The following is a 23,466-nucleotide window of genomic DNA, read 5'->3' as shown; positions in this document are numbered from 1 at the left end:
TCTTTCGGATATCATTCAAAGCAAGCTTAGTCGAGATTAATTTAAATATTTATTTTAAAATTTAACCTAAAACCATTCATTACCAAAATGAACCCATATATCGAAATTGCAGGAAGAAAAATAGGTCCCGATTATCCACCATTGGTGATTGCTGAAATAGGGATTAATCACGAAGGTTCTTTGCAGACCGCTAAGGAAATGGTTGATGCTGCCCACAGAGCCGGTGTTGAGGTGGTCAAACACCAAACTCATATTGTTGCGGATGAAATGAGTGGCGCTGCCAAAAAAGTAATTCCTGGCAATGCAACTGTTTCTATTTTCGAGATTATGGAGCGCTGTTCGCTGAACGAAGCGGATGAGCTGGCTCTTAAAAATTATGTAGAAAGTAAGGGGATGATATTTATATCGACTCCTTTTTCTCGAGCTGCTGCGGAACGATTGCGAAAATTTGATATCCCTGCATATAAGATTGGTTCCGGTGAATGTAATAATTACCCTTTATTGGAACACATTGCTTCTTTCGGGAAGCCTGTTATTCTGAGTACCGGAATGAATACTATTGAAAGTATTACCAAAGCAGTGGCGATTTTTGACCAACACAATGTACCTGTAGCACTATTGCATACTACAAATTTATATCCAACGCCCATTCATTTAGTCCGTTTTGGGGCTATGATGGAAATGCACGAAGCTTTTCCGGATAAAGTTTTTGGTTTGTCTGATCATACCCTGAATAACAATGCCTGTTTGGGCGCAGTGGCTTTAGGAGGCAGTATTTTGGAGCGTCATTTGACCGACCACATGCAACGCACCGGTCCAGACATTGTGTGCAGTATGGATGAGCAAGCCTGTGCCGAGTTGATTACAAGTTCCAATGAAATTTGGCAGATGCGTGGTGGAACCAAAAAGCCCGCTTTAGAGGAACAAGTGACCATTGATTTTGCTTTTGCTACGGTTTGTACAATTGCTCCAATACAAAAAGGGGAGTTGCTTACTAAAGAGAATATTTGGGTAAAACGTCCTGGAACCGGAAAAATTTTAGCCGAACATTTTAATGATTTGATTGGGAAAATTGCTGTTCGTGATATTGATTGTGATGAACAATTAGATTTTAATGATTTTACGTAATAGTGGATTGCCAAGTCTTAATTGTATAAATAGCAAAAAAATCAAATAAGTATTACGAATTATTGAAATTAAAAAGTTGTCTCCTCGAGCGCAGTCGAGAGGCCTTTACTATACAAAAGTGTCTCGAGTGCGCTAGACATGACTGATAAATAATGAAAAAAAAAGTCCTTTTCCTAACAGGAACCCGAGCTGATTTTGGAAAAATAAAATCATTGATTTCAATTCTTGAACAACAAGAAGGATTTGAAGTTTTTGTTTTTGTTACCGGAATGCATATGTTGGAGCAATATGGCTATACGGTATTAGAGATTGAACGTTGTGGCTTCAAAAATATTCATACTTTTATCAATCATACTCATGAAACTACGATGGATTTGACCCTGGCCAAAACCATTGAAGGGCTATCTGCTTTTATCAAAACCGTTCCTCCTGATATGATTATAGTTCATGGGGATCGAGTAGAAACACTTGCCGGTGCCATAGTAGGCTCGCTCAATAATATTTTAGTGGCGCATATTGAGGGAGGAGAATTATCCGGTACGGTAGATGAGTTAATTCGACATAGTGTCAGTAAATTAAGTCATATCCATTTTGTTTCAAATGCTGATGCGGCCAAAAGGTTGATTCAAATGGGAGAAAAGATGTCTTCTATATTTACCATTGGTTCTCCTGATATTGATGTTATGTTTTCGGATGCGTTACCGAATTTGAGCGTTGTACAATCCTATTATCAGATTCCTTTTGATACGTATGCCATTGCCATGTTTCATCCCGTTACCACAGAAGCTGCCGAAATGCAGCATCATGCGGATCATTTTGTAGCTGCTTTGCTGGAAGATACTCATAATTATGTTGTTGTTTTTCCTAATAATGATTTGGGAACTAACGCTATTTTGGAAGCCTATAAAAAATTAGAGAATAATGCCCGTTTTCGAATATTTCCTTCTTTGCGATTTGAATATTTTCTGACTTTGCTCAAAAACGCACAATACATCATAGGGAACAGTAGTGCCGGAATTCGGGAAGCCCCTTATTATGGGATTCCTATTATTAATATTGGAACACGACAACAAAACAGAGCTGTTCATGCCGCTATTATCAATGTAGATTATGAAGCAAAGAGTATTGTAGCAGCATTAGCACTAATAGATACGCATAAAGTAGCTGCTTCGGATACTGATTTTGGTCAAGGAAACAGTACGCAACTTTTTCTGGAATCTATTGATAAAGAGGCTATTTGGAGCATTAATCATCAAAAACAATTTAGAGATATATAAAATGCTAATAAAAATAGAGCGTTATTTCAACTATCCGGATTTAAAAAGGCAAACTCCCAATCATTCAATGCAATGGGGTAGATTTACTTTTACAGAAGATACAATTGATACCTGTGATTATTTAATTATTTTAGAGTATCCTAAAGATGATTTTTCTATCAAAGTGAATAAAAATAATATTTTACATGTTTGTTTAGAACCGCCTAATGAAGTTTCTAAATACAGACAGTATGCCAATAAAAATGTAAAACTGATATTTAATCAATTGGATATCAAAAAGAATAATATTCTTTCTCATGGTGCCTTGCCTTGGCATATTGACAAAGATTTTGATTTTTTGAATCGTTTAAAAGTGGAAAGTCTGACTAAAGAAAATACTATAGTTTGGATTACCAGTAATCAAAGATCTTCTAAGGGGCATACTATGCGAATGGATTTTTTGGAAAACATTAAACCTCTTTCGTTTGTTCGACTTTATGGCAGGGGTATATGTCCAGTTGCTGATAAATGGGATGTTTTAAGCACCTCTAAATATGCTATTGCTTATGAAAATTTTGAAAGTGATTACTATTGGACAGAGAAAATTGTAGATTGTTTTTTGAGTTATACGATGCCATTGTATTTTGGATGTAATGCAATAGAAGATTTTTTTCCTAAAGATTCTTTCATCCAAATTGACCCCAAGGATAAACACATTAAGTTATTTTTGAAAGAAATAGCAACCTCCACAAAATGGGAAGAAAATTTGGATGCTATTGTAAAAGCAAGAGAATTGATTTTAAATGAATATCAATTATTTCCTTTTTTATCTCATCATATAGAAACTTTAGAATTACAAAAAGGAGCACATTCATTTTTACAAAAAGAAGAAGTTTATTTTAGAGGGGGTAATGATTATTTTGACAATTATCCTATTAGTGTGGGAATTGAAAAACAATCCCAAAAAATGATCAATAGATTTAGAAATATATTCAAATGAAACCAAAAATAAAATATCTTTATATATTAACGGACAGAGGATTTGGTTCCGAAATAAATAATCTTCTTTATGCCATTAACTATTCAAATAAGAAAAAATATGAATTTATTTTAGAATCGTCAATATGGAATTTTAAATTTAAAAATGGATGGAATGATTATTTTTATTCTTTAAAAATTGATAATTTTAGTGTGTCATTTAGAATAAGGTTATTAAAATTGTTTATAAGTTCAATAGGTAAAAATTATACTAATCTACATTTCAATTGGGATAGTAGTTCACTACCAATTAAACAAAAAATTTTCAAAATTGTTATTTGCCTTATAAAGGGTAGATATATTATTACAAGTTTTGAAACTTTTAGTGATTTAAGAAGATTTACTGTTGAAGAAATAGTGTCTAATATGAATCCTTTTAAAATTTCAATAAATAAAATTTTGATTAAGATATGGCAATTAAGATTAGAAAATTTTGATAGTTTTAAAAAAACGAAAATTATTGGGAATGATTATATTGTAATGCATATAAGACGAGGTGATAAAATTTCTAGTGGGGAAGACATTTTGTATACTGTTCAAGACTATATTGATGTTATGTTAAATTTAAATACATCAACAAATACAATTTTTTTAATGAGTGATGATTTTGGTACTTTTTTAGAAATTAAAGAAAAATTACCTAATTATACTATTTTTACAATAGCTGATTCAGAGAGGAATGGACATATACAATCAGATTTTAATGAGCTCTCAATCTCTAGTAGGAAAAATGAGATGATTAGTTTACTAACGGAAATTGAAATTGCAAGAAATTGTCGTTTTTTTATAGGGAGTCACAGGTCAAATTTATATAGGCTAATAGAATATTTCAAATTGAATAATTGCTATAGTGTGTCACAAAGTACACTAATAGATCCTTAAATTAACAAACACACAAAAAATATTTTTAGTTATTAAATTTAAATTAAATATTAGTAATTAAAACAATTCAGTAATATATAATGAAAAAAATAGGCATAGTAATCACTGATGGTGTTGGATTCCGGAATTTTGTTATGAGTGATTTCTTAGCAGAAGCCAGACTCCAATTTGATAGTATTATTATCTATTCGGGCTTGCCTATTAGTGCTTATCCTGCTGTTTTGCCATCGGGGGTTACTATAAAGGAATTGGATGTTTTTGTAGAAGGCAAATGGACCTGGTTCTTCAGGAAATGGAAAGAGCTGGCCCATCTATACCAATTTAAGTCTTTTTATGGGATGAGAGACAACTTGCATTCCGGGTATCCCAAAACCAACTCTGCCCGATCTCTTTTAGTCAAACTCATTTATTTTTTTACCCAAACCGTTCACTCTTCTGCCAGTATTTTGTTTGCGGAAAAGCTACAGTTTTTGTCTTTTGCTAAACATAAAATTACGAAAGGCTATATTCAAATATTGCGAGATGATCAACCGACCCATATTTTTTTTACCCATCAAAGGCCCCCATATTTAGCCCCGTTTTTATATGCGGCTATTGAATCTAAAATACCGGTCAGCAGTTTTATTTTCAGTTGGGATAATTTGGCTTCCAAAGGAAGGATGTTAGGGACTTTTGATTATTTTTTGGTTTGGAGTGATTTGATGAAAAAGGAGTTGTTGTATTTTTATCCTAATGTAAAAGAGGAACAGGTAAGGGTGGTTGGTACCCCTCAATTTGAGCCCTATGTTATGGACAAATACAAAACCGAAAAACAGGATTTTTATACTAAGTTTGCCTTAGAAGGTAATCAAAAAATAATTTGTTTCAGTTGTGCTGATGCCAGTATCGGAGCCAATGACCCCGTTGTAATTCGGACTATTGCCAATGCCATACGAGAAAATAAAATGGGATTCCCCTGTCAGTTTTTGGTGCGGACTTCTCCAGCAGAAGGTCCAGAACGATTTGCTGCTATACAAAAAGATTTTCCTGAAATTATCTGGAATACCCCCAAATGGATTTTGACAAGGGAAAATCATGCGGAAAGCTGGTCGCAACGCATTCCTAGTGAAGAGGATATCAGGGATTTACGTTCTTTGTTGGAATATGTTGATTTGAATGTTAATATGTGTTCTACGATGAGTCTAGATTTTATGTTATTTGACAAACCGGTAATTAATACTGTTTTTGGAAATCCTGAAAACGGTTTGTATGATGATCAACGGTTTTTAGGATATGATCATTTCAAAAAAGTAGTTGACAGCCAATCCGTGACCATTGCCCAAAACCCGACAGAGTTAATTGACCAAATCCAGGAGGCTTTAGCCCATCCTTCTGCAAGAACTAAAGAAAGAAAGGCCTTGATTGAATTGCAAATAAGTGAGGATTTAGTAGGAACTAGTAAGCGAATTGCCGCTACTTTATCAGAATGGAATGACAGAACCTAAAACAATTGCGGTACTCTGTAATTATGAACTGTTACCTGAAAGAGTAGGCGGAATGGATTACTTTTTTTGGCAATTTGACAGCAAATGTGTCGCCAATGGCATTCAGGTTCATTGGTTTTTTCCGAATCAATCGGATCATGGGAAATATGCCACTTTAACCGTTTTTGAAAGTGGATATCAATCGATCGAAAATTATTTTCTTAGTTTTTGTAAGACCAATGCAATCGTGTATACGCATATTATCACCCATTTTATCGAATTATGCACTCCTTTTTTTTATAAAATAAAGCAGTTCAGCGCTGCTAAAATAATTGCAGTAGACCACAATCCAAGACCAATTCATGGCTATCCTTTAAAAAAGAGAATCGAGAAAAGAATCAAAGGCCTTTTGTTTTCTAGATATATTACTGTTTTTGTGGGTGTTTCTGATTATACTGTAAATGAAATTATATGTGATTTTGGTTCTCATCTAAAAAAGAAAACGTTGACAATTTATAACGGGGTTGTATTGGAGGGTATTTTGGAACGAAAGAATCGGAGTATGTTACATCCCCGCTTTTTGACAGCATCGCATTTGCGGGAATCCAAAGGGATTCAGGATTTAATAGCTGCTGTCGCACTGCTGCCTGCCGAAATAAAGAATACCATTACAATTGATCTTTACGGGGATGGGCCTTACAAAAGTATATTGGTTGAAAAGATGAAACAGCATGATGTAGAGTCTTGTTTTACTTTTATGGGCAGCAGTCCCAACCTGAAAGCCTTGTTTTCGAATTATGATTATATGCTGCAACCCACCCACATGGAGTGTTTCAGTTTGTCAATTTTAGAGAGTTTAGCGGCTAATGTTCCAGTTATAACAACTAATGTTGGGGGAAATGAAGAAGTATTAGTCGATGGTGAAAACGGCTATATCTTTAAAGCGAAAGATATAGTTGCTCTCAAGGATATTCTAGAAGCGATTTATTTGGGCCATCTACGAATTGAAACGAATACCAGAACGCTGGTAGAGGATTCATTTTCATTGCATAGTATGGTTACAAATCATTTGGCTTTGGTACTACCGAATAAATCTTAATTTTACATTGTCAAATCTGTTTCAATACATATGTTTTTTAATTCCTTGTCCTTTGCGATTTTTCTTCCTATTGTTTTTGTTTTGTATTGGTTTGTTTTCCATAAAAATAAAACCACTCAAAACACTTTACTTATTATAGCAAGCTATTATTTTTATTCTTGTTGGGATTGGCGATTTTTATTTCTGTTGGTTTTCTCTACTTTTTTAGATTATTATACCGGTATTCAAATTGAAAAAGCTAAAAAAGAGTCGGCTAGAAAGTTTTGGTTTTGGTTGAGTGTGGGAGTCAATTTGGGTTTTCTCGGAGTTTTCAAATATTATAATTTTTTTGCCAGTTCTTTTGCCAGTTTGTTAAATGGTTGGGGCATACAAAGCAGTCCTTTGTTGTTAGAAGTGGTGCTCCCGGTTGGAATTTCCTTTTATACTTTTCACGGGCTATCGTATGTGATTGATATTTACTTAAAACGAATTAAAGCTGAACGTAATTTTGTCGATTATTCGTTGTTTGTGAGTTACTTTCCTTTGCTTGTGGCCGGACCTATTGAGCGCGCCACACATTTACTGCCTCAAGTAAAGGTAAAGCGCAATTTTGATTTTGAAAAAGCCAAGCAAGGAGTGTATCAGTTCATTTGGGGTTTGGTAAAAAAAGTAGTCATAGCAGATACCTGCGCTACTTATGCTAATGCTATTTTTGATCATCATGAGAACATGAATTCATTGTCACTAATTTTAGGTGCTGTTTATTTTGCTTTCCAAATTTATGGTGATTTTTCAGGATACTCAGATATGGCTTTAGGAATGTCAAAGTTATTTGGAATCGACTTACTTCGAAATTTTAACTATCCCTATTTTTCAAGAGATATAGCCGAATTTTGGCGCAGGTGGCATATTTCGTTATCATCTTGGTTTCGAGATTATGTCTATATTCCGCTGGGAGGTAGTAGTGGAGGCATGGGCATGAAAGTTCGAAATACCTTTATTATTTTTCTAATCAGTGGATTTTGGCACGGTGCCAATTGGACATTTATTGCTTGGGGTGCAATCAATGCGGTTTATTTTTTGCCCTTATTGCTTTTGAACCGCAACAGATCGAATATGGGTACTGTCGCTCTACCGTGGGAATGGCAATCGGTTAGCGTTTTTTTTCAAATGCTACTCACATTTGCCTTAAGTTGCTTGGCTTGGATTTTTTTCAGAGCACCAAGTATTGAGGCAGCAGTAAGCTACATCGTTCGCCTTTTTACGGAAGGTACTTTTGCTTCGCAATATCTAGAAAACGAACGATACAACTACGAAATTTTGCTTTTGGTAGGTGTTTTTGTAATCGTAGAATGGTACAGTCGTACTAAAGTAGAACCTATTTCTGGTAAGCAATCTTGGCTCAAACTAGCGGCTTGCTTGCTCGCCATTATTGCTTTAGGGACCTATTCGGATTATAAAGAGTTTATCTATTTTCAGTTTTAAGAGTTGTTTACTCTTTGTTTTCTAATTGTCAAACTGAGTGTAGTCTTCTTGTCACATCGAGTTCTTTAACCAAGCTCACGACAGGCTTATTGAATTGTCAAATCGAGTCCTTCGTCTGCGCTCAGGACAGGTTCTTCGAGATCGGTTCAAAGCAGCTTTCTTTAGATTGAAAAGTTTGTTATTTACAGATCAAAGCGTCTCGACTGCGCTCGACGTGACAGAAAGGATAGTACTTGCTGCATCGAGTTGTCAGATCGAGCGCAGTCGAGATCGGTTCAAATCAGCCTTCTAGAGATTGAAAAGTCTGTTATTTGCAGATCAAAGCGTCTCGACTGCGCTCGACGTGACAGAAAGGATAGTATTTGCTGCATCGAGTTGTCAGATCGAGCGCAGTCGAGATTGGTTCAAAGCAGCCTTCTAGAGATTGAAAAGTCTGTTATTTGCAGATCAAAGCGTCTCGACTGCGCTCGACGTGACAGAAAGGATAGTATTTGCTGCATCGAGTTGTCAGATCGAGCGCAGTCGAGATCGGTTCAAAGCAGCCTTCTAGAGATTGAAAAGTCTATTATTTGAAGATTAAAGCGTCTCGACTGTGCTCGACGTGACAGAAAGGATAGTATTTGCTGCATCGAGTTGTCAGATCGAGCGCAGTCGAGATCGGTTCAAATCAGCCTTCTAGAGATTGAAAAGTCTATTATTTGAAGATTAAAGCGTCTTGATTGCGCTCGACGTGACAGAAAGGATAGTATTTGCTGCATCGAGTTGTCAGATCGAGCGCAGTCGAGATCCGTTCAAAGCAGCCTTCTTTAGATTGAAAAGTCTGTTATTTTCAGATTAAAGCGTCTCGACTGCGCTCGACGTGACAGAAAGGATAGTATTTGTTGCATCGAGTTGTCAGATCGAGCGCAGTCGAGATTGGTTCAAAGCAGCCTTCTAGAGATTGAAAAGTCTATTATTTGAAGATTAAAGCGTCTTGATTGCGCTCGACGTGACAGAAAGGATAGTATTTGCTGCATCTAGTTGTCAGATCGAGCGCAGTCGAGATCGGTTCAAAGCAGCCTTCTTTAGATTGAAAAGTCTATTATTTGAAGATTAAAGCGTCTCGACTGCGCTCGACGTGACAGTGAGAGTGCCTTTTGTTACATCAAGCCCTTCGACTACGCTCACGACAGGCTAGTCGAGATTGACTTATTGTAATCTAATCTATATTTGTTAAATTAAAAGTCAAGGATATGAAATTTTACTATGTATACATTCTTCGATGTAATGATAATTCGCTTTATGTCGGTGTAACATCTGATATTGAAAGGAGAGTTATGGAACACAATGCTGGAAAATATCCGCAAGCTTATACACATAGTAGAAGACCTGTTGTTTTGGTTTTTTATCAAGAATTCACAGATTCAAACCAAGCTATTGAATTCGAGAAAAAAATAAAAAAATGGAGTCGATCAAAAAAACAAGCATTGATTGAAGGTAATTATGATCATTTACAAAATTTATCAGAATGCAGAAATGCTACACACCATCAATATAAATCAGATATCGAAGATGCGGAGAAATAGTAACTTTGAGCGTCTCGACTGCGCACGACGTGACAGCGAGTGTTAATTATGTCAAATCGAGTCCTTCGTCTGCGCTAAGGACAGGCTCATCGAGTTGTCAAATCGAGCGCAGTCGAGATTGACAAGATTGTTAGTTTTTGGATTAAAGCGTCTCGACTGCGCTCGACATGACAGCGAGTATTGTAATTGTTGAATCGAGTCCTTCCTGGAAGTTAATGGAAGGTTACTTTTGTCAAATCGAGCGCAGTCGAGATTCACAGGTTTGTTTATTTTTGTCTTAAAGCGTCTCGACTGCGCTCGACGTGACAGCGAGTGTTAATTATGTCAAATCGAACGCAGTCGAGATTAATGGTTGGCTAGCTTATGTATATTTAAAGGTCATGTTTTTTGCATATTAAAGCGTCTCGACTGCGCTCGACGTGACAGCGAGTATTGAATTTGTCAAATCGAGCGCAGTCGAGATTGATCGTTTTGTTTATTTGGCATGTTAAAGCGTCTCGACTGCGCTCGACGTGACAGTGTAATTTAGGTCACATCGAGTCCTTCGACTACGCTCAGGACAGGCTCATCGAGATTGGTATCTCTATTTTGTCTAAGATTAAAGCGTCTCGACTGCTCTCGACGTGACAGCGAGTCTTATTTATGTCAAATTGAGTCCTTCGACTACGCTCAGGACAGGCTCGTCGAGATTAATGGTTTAAATTTAATGAAGGCCAATAATTTTTAAAACACAATTAATAGTAAAATTGTAAATGAAACATTTTTTAATTTTTATCATAAAAATAGTTGTAGTGACATTTTTGTTACTTGTTGTCTTGGATATAGCTTATACGAAAGTGTATTTGCAATATACCAATCGAGGGAAAATTGGGCATGTAATCAATTCAAAAGACAAGCAGTATGATGTGGTTGTATTGGGATCGTCGCGTGCAAACAATCATTTTGTGACTCCAATGTTTGAGGCTCAGGGATTGAAAGCGTTTAATTACGGTATGAGTGGCGGTCATCTGTTCGAAGCTTCTTTGATGCTGAAACTAATGCTGGAACACAACTATAAAATCAAAAATATTATTCTTGAAGCCGACTTGAATCTGTCCAACGAAAAAGAGTCCGAAACAGTAGCGGCCCGTTTTATGCCTTACTTACATGAATCTACTGTTATTGCAACTCATTTTGAAGAGCAGCAAGGTTTTAATGCTAAATATTATCTGCCTTTTTACAGGTATATAGTTGCAGATTCTCAAATAGGATTTAGAGAGATGTATCAAAGCGCATTAAAAATGCCGACTAATGCTTTAAACAATCTAGGCTATTATCCATTAGGAAAAAAGCCAAATGCTAATATGAAAAACAATATTACCAATCTGAAACCCTTGCGGAATAAATACTACGAAGAAATTAAGCATCTTTGTAAAGCAAATGACATCAATTTAATTGTTTTGATGACGCCGATGTGCGAAAATACAAAAGGCCTAAATTATTTTGATAAAGTTAAGAAGTTGTATCCTGAGATTTACAATTATGAAAATGCCGTTATTGAAGATCGTTATTTTTCTTCTTGCGGGCATTTGAATGATGCAGGAGCGCGTCAATTTACCAAAGTAATTATTCAAGATTTTTTTAATTGATAACTATGAGAATAGCTTTTTTAACGCCAGAATATCCACACCAAAAGACCGGAAGTTCGGGAGGAATAGGTACCAGTATCAAAAATCTGGCAACGGGACTGTTGGCTGAAGGATGTGCTGTTCGTGTTTTAGTTTATGCTCAAAAAGAAGAGGGAATATTTTTTGATAATGGCATTTGCATTCAGCAAATCAAAAACGTGAAATTTAAGGGCTTGTCCTGGTATCTTACTCGAAAAAAACTGGAAAACATTATTAATACTTTACATGATAATAAAGAAATTGATGTGGTAGAAGCTCCTGACTGGACAGGAATTACGTCATTTATATCTCCTAAAAAATGTCCAGTTGTCATGCGGTTACACGGTTCCGATACTTATTTTTGTCATTTGGATCAGCGCCGTGTAAAATGGGTCAATCGGTTTCATGAAAAACGAGCATTGAAACATGCAGATGGTTTGCTTTCTGTAAGTCAGTTTACCGCTGATTTGACCAATGCAGTGTTTGGTTTGGATAAAAAATTCACTGTAATTCCAAATTCTATTGCTATTGATGCGTTTAGTTCCGATGATTCCAATACTAGAAATAAGCATACTATATTATATTTTGGCAGTTTAATCCGGAAAAAAGGATTGTTAGAGTTGCCTTTTATTTTTAATGCTGTGGTCGCCAAAAATCCGCAGGCACAATTGCTTTTAATAGGTAAGGATGTTCCTGATATTATTTCGGGTAATGCTTCGACCTGGGAGATGATGCAAGGATTATTTACTGCAGAAGCAAAAGCGAATGTACGTTATTTGGGGAGCGTTCCGTATGAAAATATAAAGAAACACATTGATGAAGCTACTGTTTGTGTTTTTCCTACATTTGCTGAGGCACTACCTGTTTCCTGGATAGAAGCCATGGCGATTCAAAAACCAATTGTAGCGTCCAATATTGGTTGGGCCACAGAAGTGATTGATGATGGGCTCAATGGTTTTTTGGTACATCCTACGAACCACGAGTTGTATGCCGGTACGATTGTTAAAGTGCTGGAAAATGAAAGTTTGCAAAAAGAATTGGGAATACAGGCGAGAAAAAAAGTAACCCAAAAATTTAATATTGCTCTTATAGCGCAACAGAGTTTAGTGTTTTATAGAAAGGTGTGTCATTTATGAATACTACTCTCAGTTTTACAAAAAAGGGATAAGTGTGATTCACCTGACCTAAAGGAGTCGTAAAGTACAGTATGCTGTCAAGCAATTAGCGGATGTACATCCAGCTAAGAAAATAACTATTTATACGTTTACATTATCAGATGGAAAGAATACAATTAAAAGAATATACTACTGCCTCAGGTGAAATCCTATTATATGTTGGGTTACCGGATTTTCAACAGTTAGAGGTTTTGTCTGCCGGAGCAGGAGATATTTGGCATAGTTCTTTTGAACAAGGGTATAAAAATGCTTTTCCGGAATTAGTTTATCAGACGGCTGTTTTTTTTTGGTATTTAAATGATTTTGACGGTTTAAAGCAATGTGTCAGCTGGAGGATTAATCCCAATGCCTTTGCGGTTCGGAAATCAGTATGGGACCTCACAAAAGGGTTTGATATCGATTACGAAAATCCTCAAATGCAGGCTTTAGATTTTGGTTTCAGATGTATCCGTTTTTTGGGTGTAGTTCCTTTATATGTCCATCATTTATTTCCTGTTGCTGCAAAAGAAACAGTCTTTATTTCGCAAAAGGACCGTCATCTTTTTTTTAGAAAAAATTATAAAATAAGCCATGCACTTTTTATGATTTACAGACTGGGCTTCTGGAAAATTTCGGAGTGGAGTACTTTATTTACCGTTAAGAATACTTTTCAAAAAAGAACCATTTCTGAACGTCTTCCATCGAGAATTCTTCTTCCTGTTCAGGGAAAACCTTCGGTAAGTTATATTATACCAACGATGTTCCGTCAAGAATATACCATGCAATTGTTAGACGATTTATCACATCAGCACTATATTCCTACCCAAGTCATTGTGGTAGATGCCACTCCTTCGAGTGACAGAGATGAAACGGCCTATGAACAAAAGCCATATCCGTTTGAATTAAAAGTAATCTGGCAACAGTCTAAGGGCAGTTGCAGGGCCAGAAATGAAGCGATTGTTTTATGTACTGGGGATTATATTGTCTTTGGCGATGATGATATTCGGATACCTGCGGATTTTATCGAAAACCATATCCGGTTTTTACAAACCTATTCGGTTGGCGCCTGTAACGGATTGGATATACGGGCAGAGCATCACCAGCAGCATTTAGGCCATTTAGCGTCTAAGTTAGACCAATTGAACCGACCACCGTATAGTTCGGGTTGTGCTCAAATGTTTAGCAATGCTAATTCATGTGTTAAACGGGAATTTGTAAATCAGTTGGTTGGAAATGACGTCAATTTTGATGGTGGTTACGGCGAGGATAGCGATTTTGGAATGTCGTTAAGCAAAATCGGAGTAGTGGTATTGGCCAATCCATATGCTGCTAATCTGCATTTAAAACCCCCTGGCGGAGGCTATCGTTTTTGGGGAACCCAGGCTCAACTACTTGGTAAAAAAAGAAAATCCCAGCCTTGGGAATTGGATACCCCTGTAAAGAATATAACCCCTATACCCAGTCCTACAGTGATGTATGGCATTCTGAAACATTACACACCTAAGCAGTTGACAGAATATAAGTATAAGCACTTTACGTATTATTTGTTAAGTGGATCTAAGCTTGGTTTTTTGTATCGTTTGCTGCGTCTGCCTTATAAGAATCTTCAGTTTAAGAAATCTGTTTTTTATGCCCAAAAATTACGAAATTTAGGAACTCGACACGACTAAAATATGAAATTGTCCCTGATTATTTGTACCTATATGCGTCCCCAATCGTTGCAGCAATTGTTGCAATCGGTTCAGGTACAAACCGTATTTCCGGATGAAATATTAATTATTGACGGATCTGTAAACCAGGAGACGGAACAGATGATTGCTCAAAAGAAGGTCGCCAATCTTCGTTATTTTTTAGTTCCGGAATCCTTTCGAGGGTTGACTAAACAAAGAAATTTTGGATTAGATCACGTGGCTTCCACCAGTGACATTATTGCTTTTTTGGATGATGACACTGAACTGTCTCCCACTTATTTTGAAGCATTAATTGATACCTTCGCTACTGATGCAACTATTTCCGGTGTAGGTGGTGTTGCGGTTAATGAGAATGGTTGGAGCTTAACCGTCCCCGATACAAAATACGATGCGAATCGTTATTTTCAGTTTGAGGGATTTGTTTATAAAGAAGGACAGCGCAATGTAGTGCGAAATTATTTAAGATTGCATTCTAATGTCGGACCCGGAAAAATGCCGGAGTACTCCCATGGTAAAACCTGTGGATTTCCTTTGACAGGTCGGATTTATGAAGTGGATCTGTTAGTTGGTATGTCCTTCGCCTTTCGAAAAATGGTATTTGATTCTCTTCGGTTTTCCACTTATTTTGAAGGGTATGGCTTGTATGAAGATGCAGATTTCAGTATCCGTGCTTTACAGTTTGGCAAAAATGTCATCAATACAAAGGTACAGTTGAATCACTATCATCATCCATCCGGAAGACCCAATTCCTATAAATACGGCAAAATGGTGGTTCGTAATGGTTGGTATATTTGGAGAACCAAAAACGCGAATCCCGATATTTCGGCCACTTTCAAATGGCATGCTATAACGATATTGTTGACTTTGATTCGGTTTACTAATACCTTTACAACGACTAAGAAAAAAGAAGCTTTTGCAGAGGCTGCAGGAAGAACCATTGGCTGGTGGAGTTTGTGGTTTAATAAACCAAATTAAAAAAAACATAAATATGAACAAATTGCAAATTCATCATTGGACTCCTCATCAAAATATGTTAATTTATTCATGGTTTTATTACTGTAAAACAAATGATTATGATTTTTGTTTGGAAATTAATGAAAAATTGCCATGGGAAGCAGCTATCTTATTTTTAAATGCGAAAACAATATATTTTGATTATTCCGACAGTCCATCCTTTAATTTAGATCCAGAGCAGTTTGATTTTTATCTTAAAAGAGCATTATTGCCTAGTGTAAATATTAAAAATGTTTATCCTCTAAATTTACAAGTGAATATGTCATACAAAGCACTACAATTACTGGTTAAATTTCCTTTTAAACAATTTTTCAATAAAAATAATAGAATAGAATTAATCAGAGCATTAGACTTTTTCAATAGCTTCACTAATTCTTCACATAATGCAATAGATATAAGAAAAATACCTAAGACTAAAAGTGATTTTGGCGGTAGGGTTATTTTTCATACTCGATTATGGAATCCAGCTAATCATGTAGATAGTGAAGAAAAGGAAAGAAGAGTTATTCAAAATGAATTTAGAATTGAAGCTTGTCGCACAATAAACAAACATTTTAGGAACGTATCTGTTGGTTTGTTTCCTGATGCTTTATCTAGTCAATTAGCACCTGATGTTTTATTAGATTTAAAAAAAACATCCTTAAAGCATTATTTGCACTTTATGAAAGAAAGTGATATTGGTATTGCTGATGATGGACTAAAAGATACTCCCGGATGGAAAATTGGCGAATATGTATTATATGGAAAGGCAGTAATTACTACACCAATAAATATTGTTGTAGAAAATTTTAAACCACAGATAAACTTTGAAGCTTTAAGTTCGCGTTCAGCTTATCATGAATTACCAGATAAAATTGCTAATTTGCTTAAAAACAAATCTTATTTAGATATGGGTCTTGCCAATAAAGATTGGAGCGATCGCTATATACACCCTAAAAATTACATTGAAAGAATTGTATCAAATCTAAAAATATAATGATTATGAAAAGAGTTTTGGTACGAGTACAGCAAGGAATAAGATATTTTTTCATCAATTTTTTAGTGGCATTGAGTTTTGAAAAAATAAAATTGAATGAATTGAAATTCCCCATTCATTTAAGAAAAAATACATCCGACATATTAACCTTTCATCAAATATTTACTTTTAAAGAATATGGAATGAATTTAGGCTTTGTTCCGAAGTTTATAGTTGATGCTGGCGCCAATATTGGGCTTTCCGCTGTCTTTTTTGCAAATAAATTTCCAGATGCGACAATCGTTGCCGTCGAGCCAGAAAAGTCAAATTTTGAAATGCTTTTGAAAAACACTAACAAATACAAAAATATTTTTTGCGTAAAGAAAGCGATTTCCAATCAGTCGGATTTGAGTTTCGATGTTGTCGACAAAGGTTTCGGTAATTGGGGATTTGTAACTCAAGTCAAAAATAATGGTCAACTGGAAAAAGTAGTTCATCAAGTTGATTCATTAACTATTGATGAGATTTTGGTTTATTATAAATTGGAATGCTTGGATTTACTTAAAATTGATATCGAAGGAGCAGAAAAAAACTTATTTGAAAGTAATTATGAGAATTGGCTACCAAAGACAAAATGTATAATAATCGAATTGCATGATGGCATCACAAAGGGTAGTTCAAAAAGTTTTTTTGCAGCCATTAGCAGATACAACTTTTCATATTTTAACAGGGGTGAAAATTTGTTGTTTATAAATAATGATTTAAACTAACGATATTAGAATGCAAGTCACTTCGAGTGTTTTTGCATACAAAAATCGGGCAAGTTCTCCATACATTTTAATCAAAAAATCTATCGTAGTTTTGATTAAAACACTCGAACTTACGATTGTGGTCGAGGAAGAAGTTTCCGTCACTTCGAGTGTTTTTGCGCAGCGCAGCAATGATGACAAGTCCACGTCACTTCGAGTAGCGTAGCGTATCGAGAAGTCGATACACTTTTTAAAATAAAGCTTACGCATTATTTTAAAAACCACTCGAACTGACGGCTACCACTTATTGACTTTATTCCCCACTACGAGTGCTTTTTATCTATTGTAGTGCAATTACGTTGACAACTGCCACGTCACTTCGAGTGCTTTTGTGCAGCGTAGCGAAAGAAAAGTGTATCGAGAAGTCGAACTGACGGCTGACACTTAGCAACTGGATTCCCCACTGCGAGTGCTTTTTATTTATTGTAGCGTAATAACGATGACAACTGCCACGTCACTTCGAGTGCTTTTGTGCAGCGTAGCGAAAGAAAAGTGTATCGAGAAGTCGAACTGACGTAACCTCATTCCCGTCACTTCGAGTGTTTTTGCGCAGAGAAACGCAGCGAAAATGTATCGAGAATCACTACTTTGCTTAACTTCTTTTATTAGATAAGTAGCTAGTCATTTCATGTTCAAAAACAAAAAAAAACACCCGTTTATTGGGTGTTTTTCTAAATTGGAATCGAAAATTTTAAAGCACTTCAACGATATTCAACGTATTGTAAGAGCCACTTTTTAAGGAGTATGACACTCCGTTTACTTCCTGAAAAAATTCAATCAAAAGTAGATGTAAATGAATGCCTGTTCCAGTAGGCACTGCTTCTGGAATCATGTCAAAAGTTACCTCGGTGGATTGAATGGGGTAGCTGTTACGTGGACTATAGCTTTTTGTATATTGGCCAGTAGCCAAATCAACTACTACAAATGCAGTTCGCATACTAAAATGCGTCGCAGTTGCTGGTTTGCTCAATTGTTCTTCGGGAACAAAATCACTCATAGTTACCGTGCCAGTTGCTGGATCGAGCGTGTAGTTAGCATGCAAAACAGAAGCCATTGGTGCTTGGATATTAAAATCAAATCCTTTAAGTCGTTGTTTTCCCTCGATACTGCTCAGGCCTACTTGCACTTTGCGCTTGCCTCGCTCGGAGGTGGCATCTAAGTTTTTGATGCTGTTCATGAGTTGTAACATACGGCTCGATAATTTTGAATCTTTGGCGTTGTTCAGCATCAAACCAACCGCGTCGCGAATGAGCTTACCCGCTTTTGCATTCTGACCAAACTCGCTCAAATTTTCACGAGTACGCGCAAAGGCAGGATCCGTCATTATTCTTTTCTTGTTGACACCCCCTTTGGTTCGAACCAAATGACCGTCTTTACTTTTGTAGAACGTTAGTCCGTCTAATGTTCCTTCCAATTTAATAATTCCTGATAATTTTCCCATTGTTGTTTGTTTAAGGGTTAATAATGATCAAAACTACAGCGGTTTTGTTTGATAGCCAACAACTTGGTGCTGGGTTTGGCGTTTGTTATAATTGTTGGCGCAATAGTGTAAAAAGCTTGTTTTGTCTTAGACATAGCATAAAGAACAGAAACGAATACAGTAGACTAAAAACGATAAAATAAGTGCATAAATACCGTTTTGTTCACTTTTTACCGAAAACATATTTTAAAAAAGGACTTTTAATAGTTAAAGAGTGTTATTTCCATACAGTTAATAATTCAATTTTAACTAGGGACATACTCCATACATACTCCATACATACTCGGTACATACCCTATACATAATGCATACATGATTGCAACTTTAAAAGAATTGTTATGACGTAAATAAATATGTCATTTTTAGATAGATATTTTGCTTGCCGAAAAATTTAAAAAGCTGTCTTTTTTATCTCGTGTAGAACTCTTTAACGGGTGAGTGGTGGTTGTAAAGTAATCCATATGATAAAATAACGACGCAGTATTAATTCATAAAATTCTTATAATTTATAATAATTTAAAATTTTAGAAATTTTTTTATTAACAATAAAACAATGTATAAATATTGTTAAAATATTTTTTTTTAGTATTTCAACGGATAAATGATTTATTTAGTCGATTATATGTGTTTTAGACTTAATTACTTTACTGTAAGAGATTAATCTGTAAGGAAACCTGTCAATAAGTTCATGAGGACCTATAAAAAATGTTTCTTATGTTTGTAGTTGTAATAACTGTAGATAGCTCAAAATCATATGAATAGAATTGTATTATACCCAAGCGATATTGTCTTACTCACCGATAAAAGTGAGAGCTATGCGCGTAAGGAAATACAAAATTTGAAGAAGGCTTTAAAAAAAGAACAACATCAAAAAGTGACAATTAAAGAATATTGCACCTACTATGGTTTTGATTATCAAGAAGTGGTTGCTGTCTTGTCCCGATCCAAAGTACAACATGCCTCTTAGTGACCTAAAGCGTTGGAATTCCGTTGCCCATATTCGATTGATTCGTTGCCAATCCCTCTTTATTAATTATATTTACAGCTTGTATTCATCTGGCACCATTTTACATGTGTATTGATTCTTTTTCAGGTGCAGGTGGTATTTTAATTAAATTAGGGTTATGAAATTGCTTATTATCACACAAATCCCACATGTTGTTGACAACAGACGCTATTACTCCTATGCACCCTACATTGATGAAATGAATATTTGGGGTCAATTTGTATCCCAAATTACCGTTGTGGCACCTTGTTCAAAAGCGGAACCTACTGCCATAGACAAAGCGTACGAACATCCAGAAGTTAAGTTTACAGCCGTTCCTGCAATCAATTTATTATCCATACTGTCCGTTTTTAAAGTAATGGTAATGCTGCCGTTGTTGCTTTGGCGCATTGCAAAATCGATGAATCAATCAGATCACATTCACTTACGTTGCCCCGGAAATATGGGTTTGTTAGGAAGTATTGTTCAAATAGCTTTTCCTTCAAAACCCAAAACAGCCAAATATGCTGGCAATTGGGATCCAATGGCAAAACAACCTTGGTCCTATCGTTTACAAAAATGGATTTTATCGAACACCTTTCTTACGCGTAATATGCAAGTACTGGTTTATGGAGAATGGCCCGGTAGTTCAACCAATATAAAGTCTTTTTTTACCGCAACATATACTGACCAGGAAGCCACTACAACCATCACACCACAAGTTATAGGCATTACGAACTTAGTTTATGTAGGTGCTTTAGTTAAAGGTAAAAATCCGCTTTATGCCGTTCAGCTTGTTGAAGCGTTGGTGCGCCAAGGGTTTGTGCTGCAATTAGCGATGTATGGAGAAGGTCCAGAACGATCTAATTTGGAACATTATATTGATAAAAATGATTTAAAAGGTAGCGTTGTTTTATACGGTAATCAAAACAAAGCGACTGTACAACAGGCTTATCAGAACAGTCATTTTGTGATTTTGCCATCACAATCCGAAGGTTGGCCCAAAGCGCTTGCTGAAGGGATGTTTTGGGGTTGTGTACCAATGGGTACGGCGGTTTCCTGCGTGCCTACGATGTTAGATCAAGGTCAAAGAGGGTTATTATTGGAACTGGATGCCGATACCGATAGTAAAAAAATGGCGCGCCTACTCAAAAATGAAAAAAAATATCATGAGTTGCAAATGAGGGCTATGGAGTGGTCCAGAAAGTATACGACTGATACTTTTGCAAAAGCCATTCAGGTACTACTTTCATCCACAAATGATCAGCGAATAAATGATTTTAGTAAAGCTTTAAATAGCGATGAAAAAGTACCAATTCGAATTATGCAATTAATCGATTCGTTAGAAGCAGGTGGAGCAGAGCGAATGGCTGTAAGTTATGCCAATGCTTTATCAAAACTAGCCGACTACTCTGCTTTGGTGGTAACGCGAAAAGAAGGTCCTTTACAAGATCAATTGGATGCAGCAGTACCGTATTTCTTTTTAAGAAAAAAAAGGAGTATCGATCTTAAGGCAGTTTGGCGCTTGAAAGGCTTTGTTAAAAAGAACCGAATTCAGGTGGTGCAGGCGCACAGCACCTCATTTTTTACAGCGGTTTTGCTTAAATGTTGTTTACCAGCCCTTCAAATAGTATGGCACGATCATTATGGCGACAGTGAATTTTTGAAACAAAGACCAGCAACTGTATTAAGATGTACTGCGCCGTTTTTTAGTGGCGTCATCACTGTTAATCAGAAACTCAAAAATTGGTGCGAGCGTGTTTTAAAAGTACCTTATGTATTGTATTTACCCAATTTTACTGCGCAAGAAAAAAATACTGAACTTAAAACCAACCTGCTGGGCCTGCCAGGAAAACGCATCTTATGCTTGGCTAATTTAAGACCTCAAAAAGACCAGCACCTTTTACTTGAAGTGGCTAATAAATTGCGATATTCTCATCCAGAATGGACTTTTCACCTTGTAGGAAAAGATTTTGAAGATGAGTATGCTACAACAATTAAGAAGAAGCATTTCGACTTAAAACTAGAAAAAAATGTGTTTCTTTACGGCAGTAAAATCGATGTGGCCGCAATTATCCAGCAGGTAGATATTGCAATTCTAACTTCTAAATCAGAAGGTTTGCCGGTAGCCCTTTTAGAGTATGCTGCACATAAAAAAGCAGTGGTAGTTACAAACGTTGGCGAAGTGCAGGCTGTTGTACAAAATGGTTTAAATGGTTTAGTAGTGCCTGCCCAAGAGGTGCAATTATTTTATGACGCGATAGTGCAATTGATTGAAAATAGTACACTGCGAGATAATTTAGGACAAGCCCTTTATGATACAGTGCAAGATCATTACTCTGAAATAAGGGTAATGACCAACTATTTGAATTGGTTGAAAAATATATTAAAATGAGAAAAGAGGATCAATCCTACTTGATGATTATACTGTTTCATATCCTAATTGGTTTTATGGGATACGCTTTGCCGTTTACCACAAAAATTTATGGGTACGGTATCTTTTTATACGGCATTTATTATGTTGTAAAAAATCAAAACCGAAATAATGAAGCTCTTTTAGCAGCAGCTTATATTGTGGGCAGTGAGGTTTTTTTACGAATGACCGATGGAAATCCGTTGTATGAAATCTCAAAATATGCCGTGATTGTATTTATTTTAATTGGAATGTATTACAGTGGTTTCTCAAAAGGAGCGGCACCCTATTGGATTTTCTTATTATTATTAGTACCCGGAATTATTTTGGCAACAGTTAATTTGAATTTTGATACGGATATGCGGAAAGCAATTGCTTTTAATATGTCGGGACCGGTTTGTTTGGGGATTGCATCTTTGTATACCTTTCGCAGAAAAATAAGTATCGCCGAAATGAACCGAATTTTATTGTGGTTGGGTTTGCCAATTATTTCATGCATGGTATATTTGGCCTTTTATACCCCAAGTATCAAAGATGTAATCACAAGTACAGAATCTAATTTTCAAACCTCAGGTGGCTATGGGCCTAATCAAGTGGCAACTATATTAGGATTTGGAATGTTCGTGTTTGTATCAAGAATTATTTTAGAGAGTAAAACCACGTTACATATAATAATTAATACGATTTTAGTCTTAAATATAACTTATCGAGGTATGGTGACTTTTTCGAGAGGGGGAATGATAACTGGTTTTTTAATGATCATCCTGTTGTTAGTGTTCTTGTATTTTAAATCCAACACAAAAGGTAAAGTTAAGCTGAGTTATATTTTAATTATTTTGGCTCTTGCAGGATCAGCCACTTGGAGCTATACTTCTTTGCAAACAGGTGGCTTGATAGAAAAAAGATATGCCAATCAAGATGCTGCAGGGCGAACTAAAGAAAGTCAGTTCACAGGTAGGGAAGATGTAGCTCAAAATGAAATTAATACCTTTTTAAAAAACCCTATTTTAGGAGTAGGAGTAGGAGTAGGAGCAGAGATACGAAAAAAGGAAACTGGAACTATTGTGTTGTCACACGACGAAATTACCCGTATGTTAGCAGAACATGGCTCATTAGGTGTTGTAGGCTTGGTGTTGCTGTTTTTTACTCCCTTAGTTTTGTATTTAGAGAACAAATTCAACATGTACTTGTTGTGTTTTGTTGCTTTTTGGTTTTTGACTATTAATCATGCCGCTATGCGTACTGCGGCTCCCGCATTTGTCTATTCACTTTCTTTGTTGAATGTGCAATTAGGATTACCCCAAAAAAAGCGATTAGAGAATGATTGAAACTTTGATTGATAGTGTTAGTTTGGCAAAGTATACAGCATTAAAATGCAAATAGAACGAAAACTAACTACGTTGCTTTTATTAAAAATTTGTTAA

General features: G+C 35.9%; 19 protein-coding genes. 18 read left to right on the top strand and 1 reads right to left on the bottom strand.

What is annotated here, in order from left to right; genetic code table 11:
• The first annotated feature begins 87 nt into the window (after positions 1–87).
• From KBJ98_RS06775 to KBJ98_RS06705, 15 genes are all read left to right on the top strand, one after another.
• On the top strand, positions 88–1,128 hold the full coding sequence (locus KBJ98_RS06775; protein ID WP_210788936.1) for an N-acetylneuraminate synthase family protein: 1,041 nt from the start codon (positions 88–90) through the stop codon (positions 1,126–1,128).
• 152 nt (positions 1,129–1,280) lie between these two features.
• Positions 1,281–2,405, top strand: coding sequence for a UDP-N-acetylglucosamine 2-epimerase (gene neuC / locus KBJ98_RS06770; RefSeq protein WP_210788935.1), 1,125 nt, complete (start codon positions 1,281–1,283; stop codon positions 2,403–2,405).
• A 1-nt stretch (position 2,406) separates the two neighbouring features.
• The gene (locus KBJ98_RS06765; RefSeq protein WP_210788934.1) at positions 2,407–3,384 is read left to right on the top strand and encodes a glycosyltransferase family 10 domain-containing protein; all 978 of its coding nucleotides are present in this window, start codon (positions 2,407–2,409) and stop codon (positions 3,382–3,384) included.
• Complete coding sequence (locus tag KBJ98_RS06760; protein WP_210788933.1) at positions 3,381–4,304, top strand: O-fucosyltransferase family protein; 924 nt, start codon at positions 3,381–3,383, stop codon at positions 4,302–4,304. The genes KBJ98_RS06765 and KBJ98_RS06760 overlap by 4 nt, the downstream gene beginning before the upstream one ends.
• 80 nt (positions 4,305–4,384) lie before the next feature.
• Positions 4,385–5,788 (top strand): hypothetical protein, encoded by a 1,404-nt coding sequence (locus tag KBJ98_RS06755; protein WP_210788932.1) that lies wholly within the window; start codon positions 4,385–4,387, stop codon positions 5,786–5,788.
• Positions 5,775–6,866 carry a glycosyltransferase family 4 protein gene (locus KBJ98_RS06750; RefSeq protein WP_210788931.1) on the top strand — a complete coding sequence of 364 codons (1,092 nt, stop codon included), beginning with the start codon at positions 5,775–5,777 and terminating at the stop codon, positions 6,864–6,866. Before KBJ98_RS06755 ends, KBJ98_RS06750 begins: the two co-directional genes overlap by 14 nt.
• 30 nt (positions 6,867–6,896) lie before the next feature.
• Positions 6,897–8,330, top strand: coding sequence for an MBOAT family O-acyltransferase (locus KBJ98_RS06745; protein ID WP_210788929.1), 1,434 nt, complete (start codon positions 6,897–6,899; stop codon positions 8,328–8,330).
• A 1,232-nt stretch (positions 8,331–9,562) separates the two neighbouring features.
• The gene (locus KBJ98_RS06740; protein ID WP_210788927.1) at positions 9,563–9,895 is read left to right on the top strand and encodes a GIY-YIG nuclease family protein; all 333 of its coding nucleotides are present in this window, start codon (positions 9,563–9,565) and stop codon (positions 9,893–9,895) included.
• Positions 9,896–10,647: 752 nt separating this feature from the next.
• A complete protein-coding gene (locus tag KBJ98_RS06735) occupies positions 10,648–11,523 on the top strand; it encodes a hypothetical protein (RefSeq protein ID WP_210788925.1) in 876 nt (291 codons plus the stop codon).
• A 5-nt stretch (positions 11,524–11,528) separates the two neighbouring features.
• Positions 11,529–12,677, top strand: a complete 1,149-nt coding sequence (locus KBJ98_RS06730; protein WP_210788923.1) for a glycosyltransferase family 4 protein — start codon at positions 11,529–11,531, stop codon at positions 12,675–12,677.
• Between the two features lie 140 nt (positions 12,678–12,817).
• On the top strand, positions 12,818–14,365 hold the full coding sequence (locus KBJ98_RS06725) for a glycosyltransferase family 2 protein (RefSeq protein WP_210788921.1): 1,548 nt from the start codon (positions 12,818–12,820) through the stop codon (positions 14,363–14,365).
• Between the two features lie 3 nt (positions 14,366–14,368).
• A complete protein-coding gene (locus tag KBJ98_RS06720; protein ID WP_210788919.1) occupies positions 14,369–15,361 on the top strand; it encodes a glycosyltransferase family 2 protein in 993 nt (330 codons plus the stop codon).
• Positions 15,362–15,374: 13 nt separating this feature from the next.
• Positions 15,375–16,376, top strand: coding sequence for a hypothetical protein (locus tag KBJ98_RS06715; RefSeq protein ID WP_210788917.1), 1,002 nt, complete (start codon positions 15,375–15,377; stop codon positions 16,374–16,376).
• Between the two features lie 5 nt (positions 16,377–16,381).
• Entirely contained in the window at positions 16,382–17,125 is a 744-nt protein-coding gene (locus KBJ98_RS06710) for an FkbM family methyltransferase (RefSeq protein ID WP_210788915.1), read from the top strand.
• 10 nt (positions 17,126–17,135) lie between these two features.
• Complete coding sequence (locus KBJ98_RS06705) at positions 17,136–17,330, top strand: hypothetical protein (RefSeq protein ID WP_210788913.1); 195 nt, start codon at positions 17,136–17,138, stop codon at positions 17,328–17,330.
• A gap of 525 nt (positions 17,331–17,855) precedes the next feature.
• Here the strand turns inward: KBJ98_RS06705 and KBJ98_RS06700 are convergent.
• Positions 17,856–18,605: a hypothetical protein gene (locus KBJ98_RS06700; RefSeq protein ID WP_210788911.1), complete on the bottom strand. Its 750-nt coding sequence runs from the start codon at positions 18,603–18,605 to the stop codon at positions 17,856–17,858.
• Positions 18,606–19,398: 793 nt separating this feature from the next.
• On the opposite strand from KBJ98_RS06700, the gene KBJ98_RS06695 reads away from it, so the two are divergent.
• The 3 genes from KBJ98_RS06695 (at position 19,399) to KBJ98_RS06680 (ending at position 23,370) form a co-directional block, all read left to right on the top strand.
• Positions 19,399–19,611, top strand: coding sequence for a hypothetical protein (locus tag KBJ98_RS06695; RefSeq protein WP_210788910.1), 213 nt, complete (start codon positions 19,399–19,401; stop codon positions 19,609–19,611).
• A gap of 157 nt (positions 19,612–19,768) precedes the next feature.
• Complete coding sequence (locus KBJ98_RS15260) at positions 19,769–22,024, top strand: glycosyltransferase (protein WP_225899076.1); 2,256 nt, start codon at positions 19,769–19,771, stop codon at positions 22,022–22,024.
• Positions 22,021–23,370 (top strand): O-antigen ligase family protein, encoded by a 1,350-nt coding sequence (locus KBJ98_RS06680; protein ID WP_210788909.1) that lies wholly within the window; start codon positions 22,021–22,023, stop codon positions 23,368–23,370. The genes KBJ98_RS15260 and KBJ98_RS06680 overlap by 4 nt, the downstream gene beginning before the upstream one ends.
• Positions 23,371–23,466: the final 96 nt, after the last annotated feature.

It is taken from the genome of Flavobacterium erciyesense (assembly GCF_018069925.1).
Taxonomy (GTDB): Bacteria; Bacteroidota; Bacteroidia; order Flavobacteriales; family Flavobacteriaceae; genus Flavobacterium; species Flavobacterium erciyesense.
This window is presented reverse-complemented; position numbering and strand designations above follow the sequence as displayed.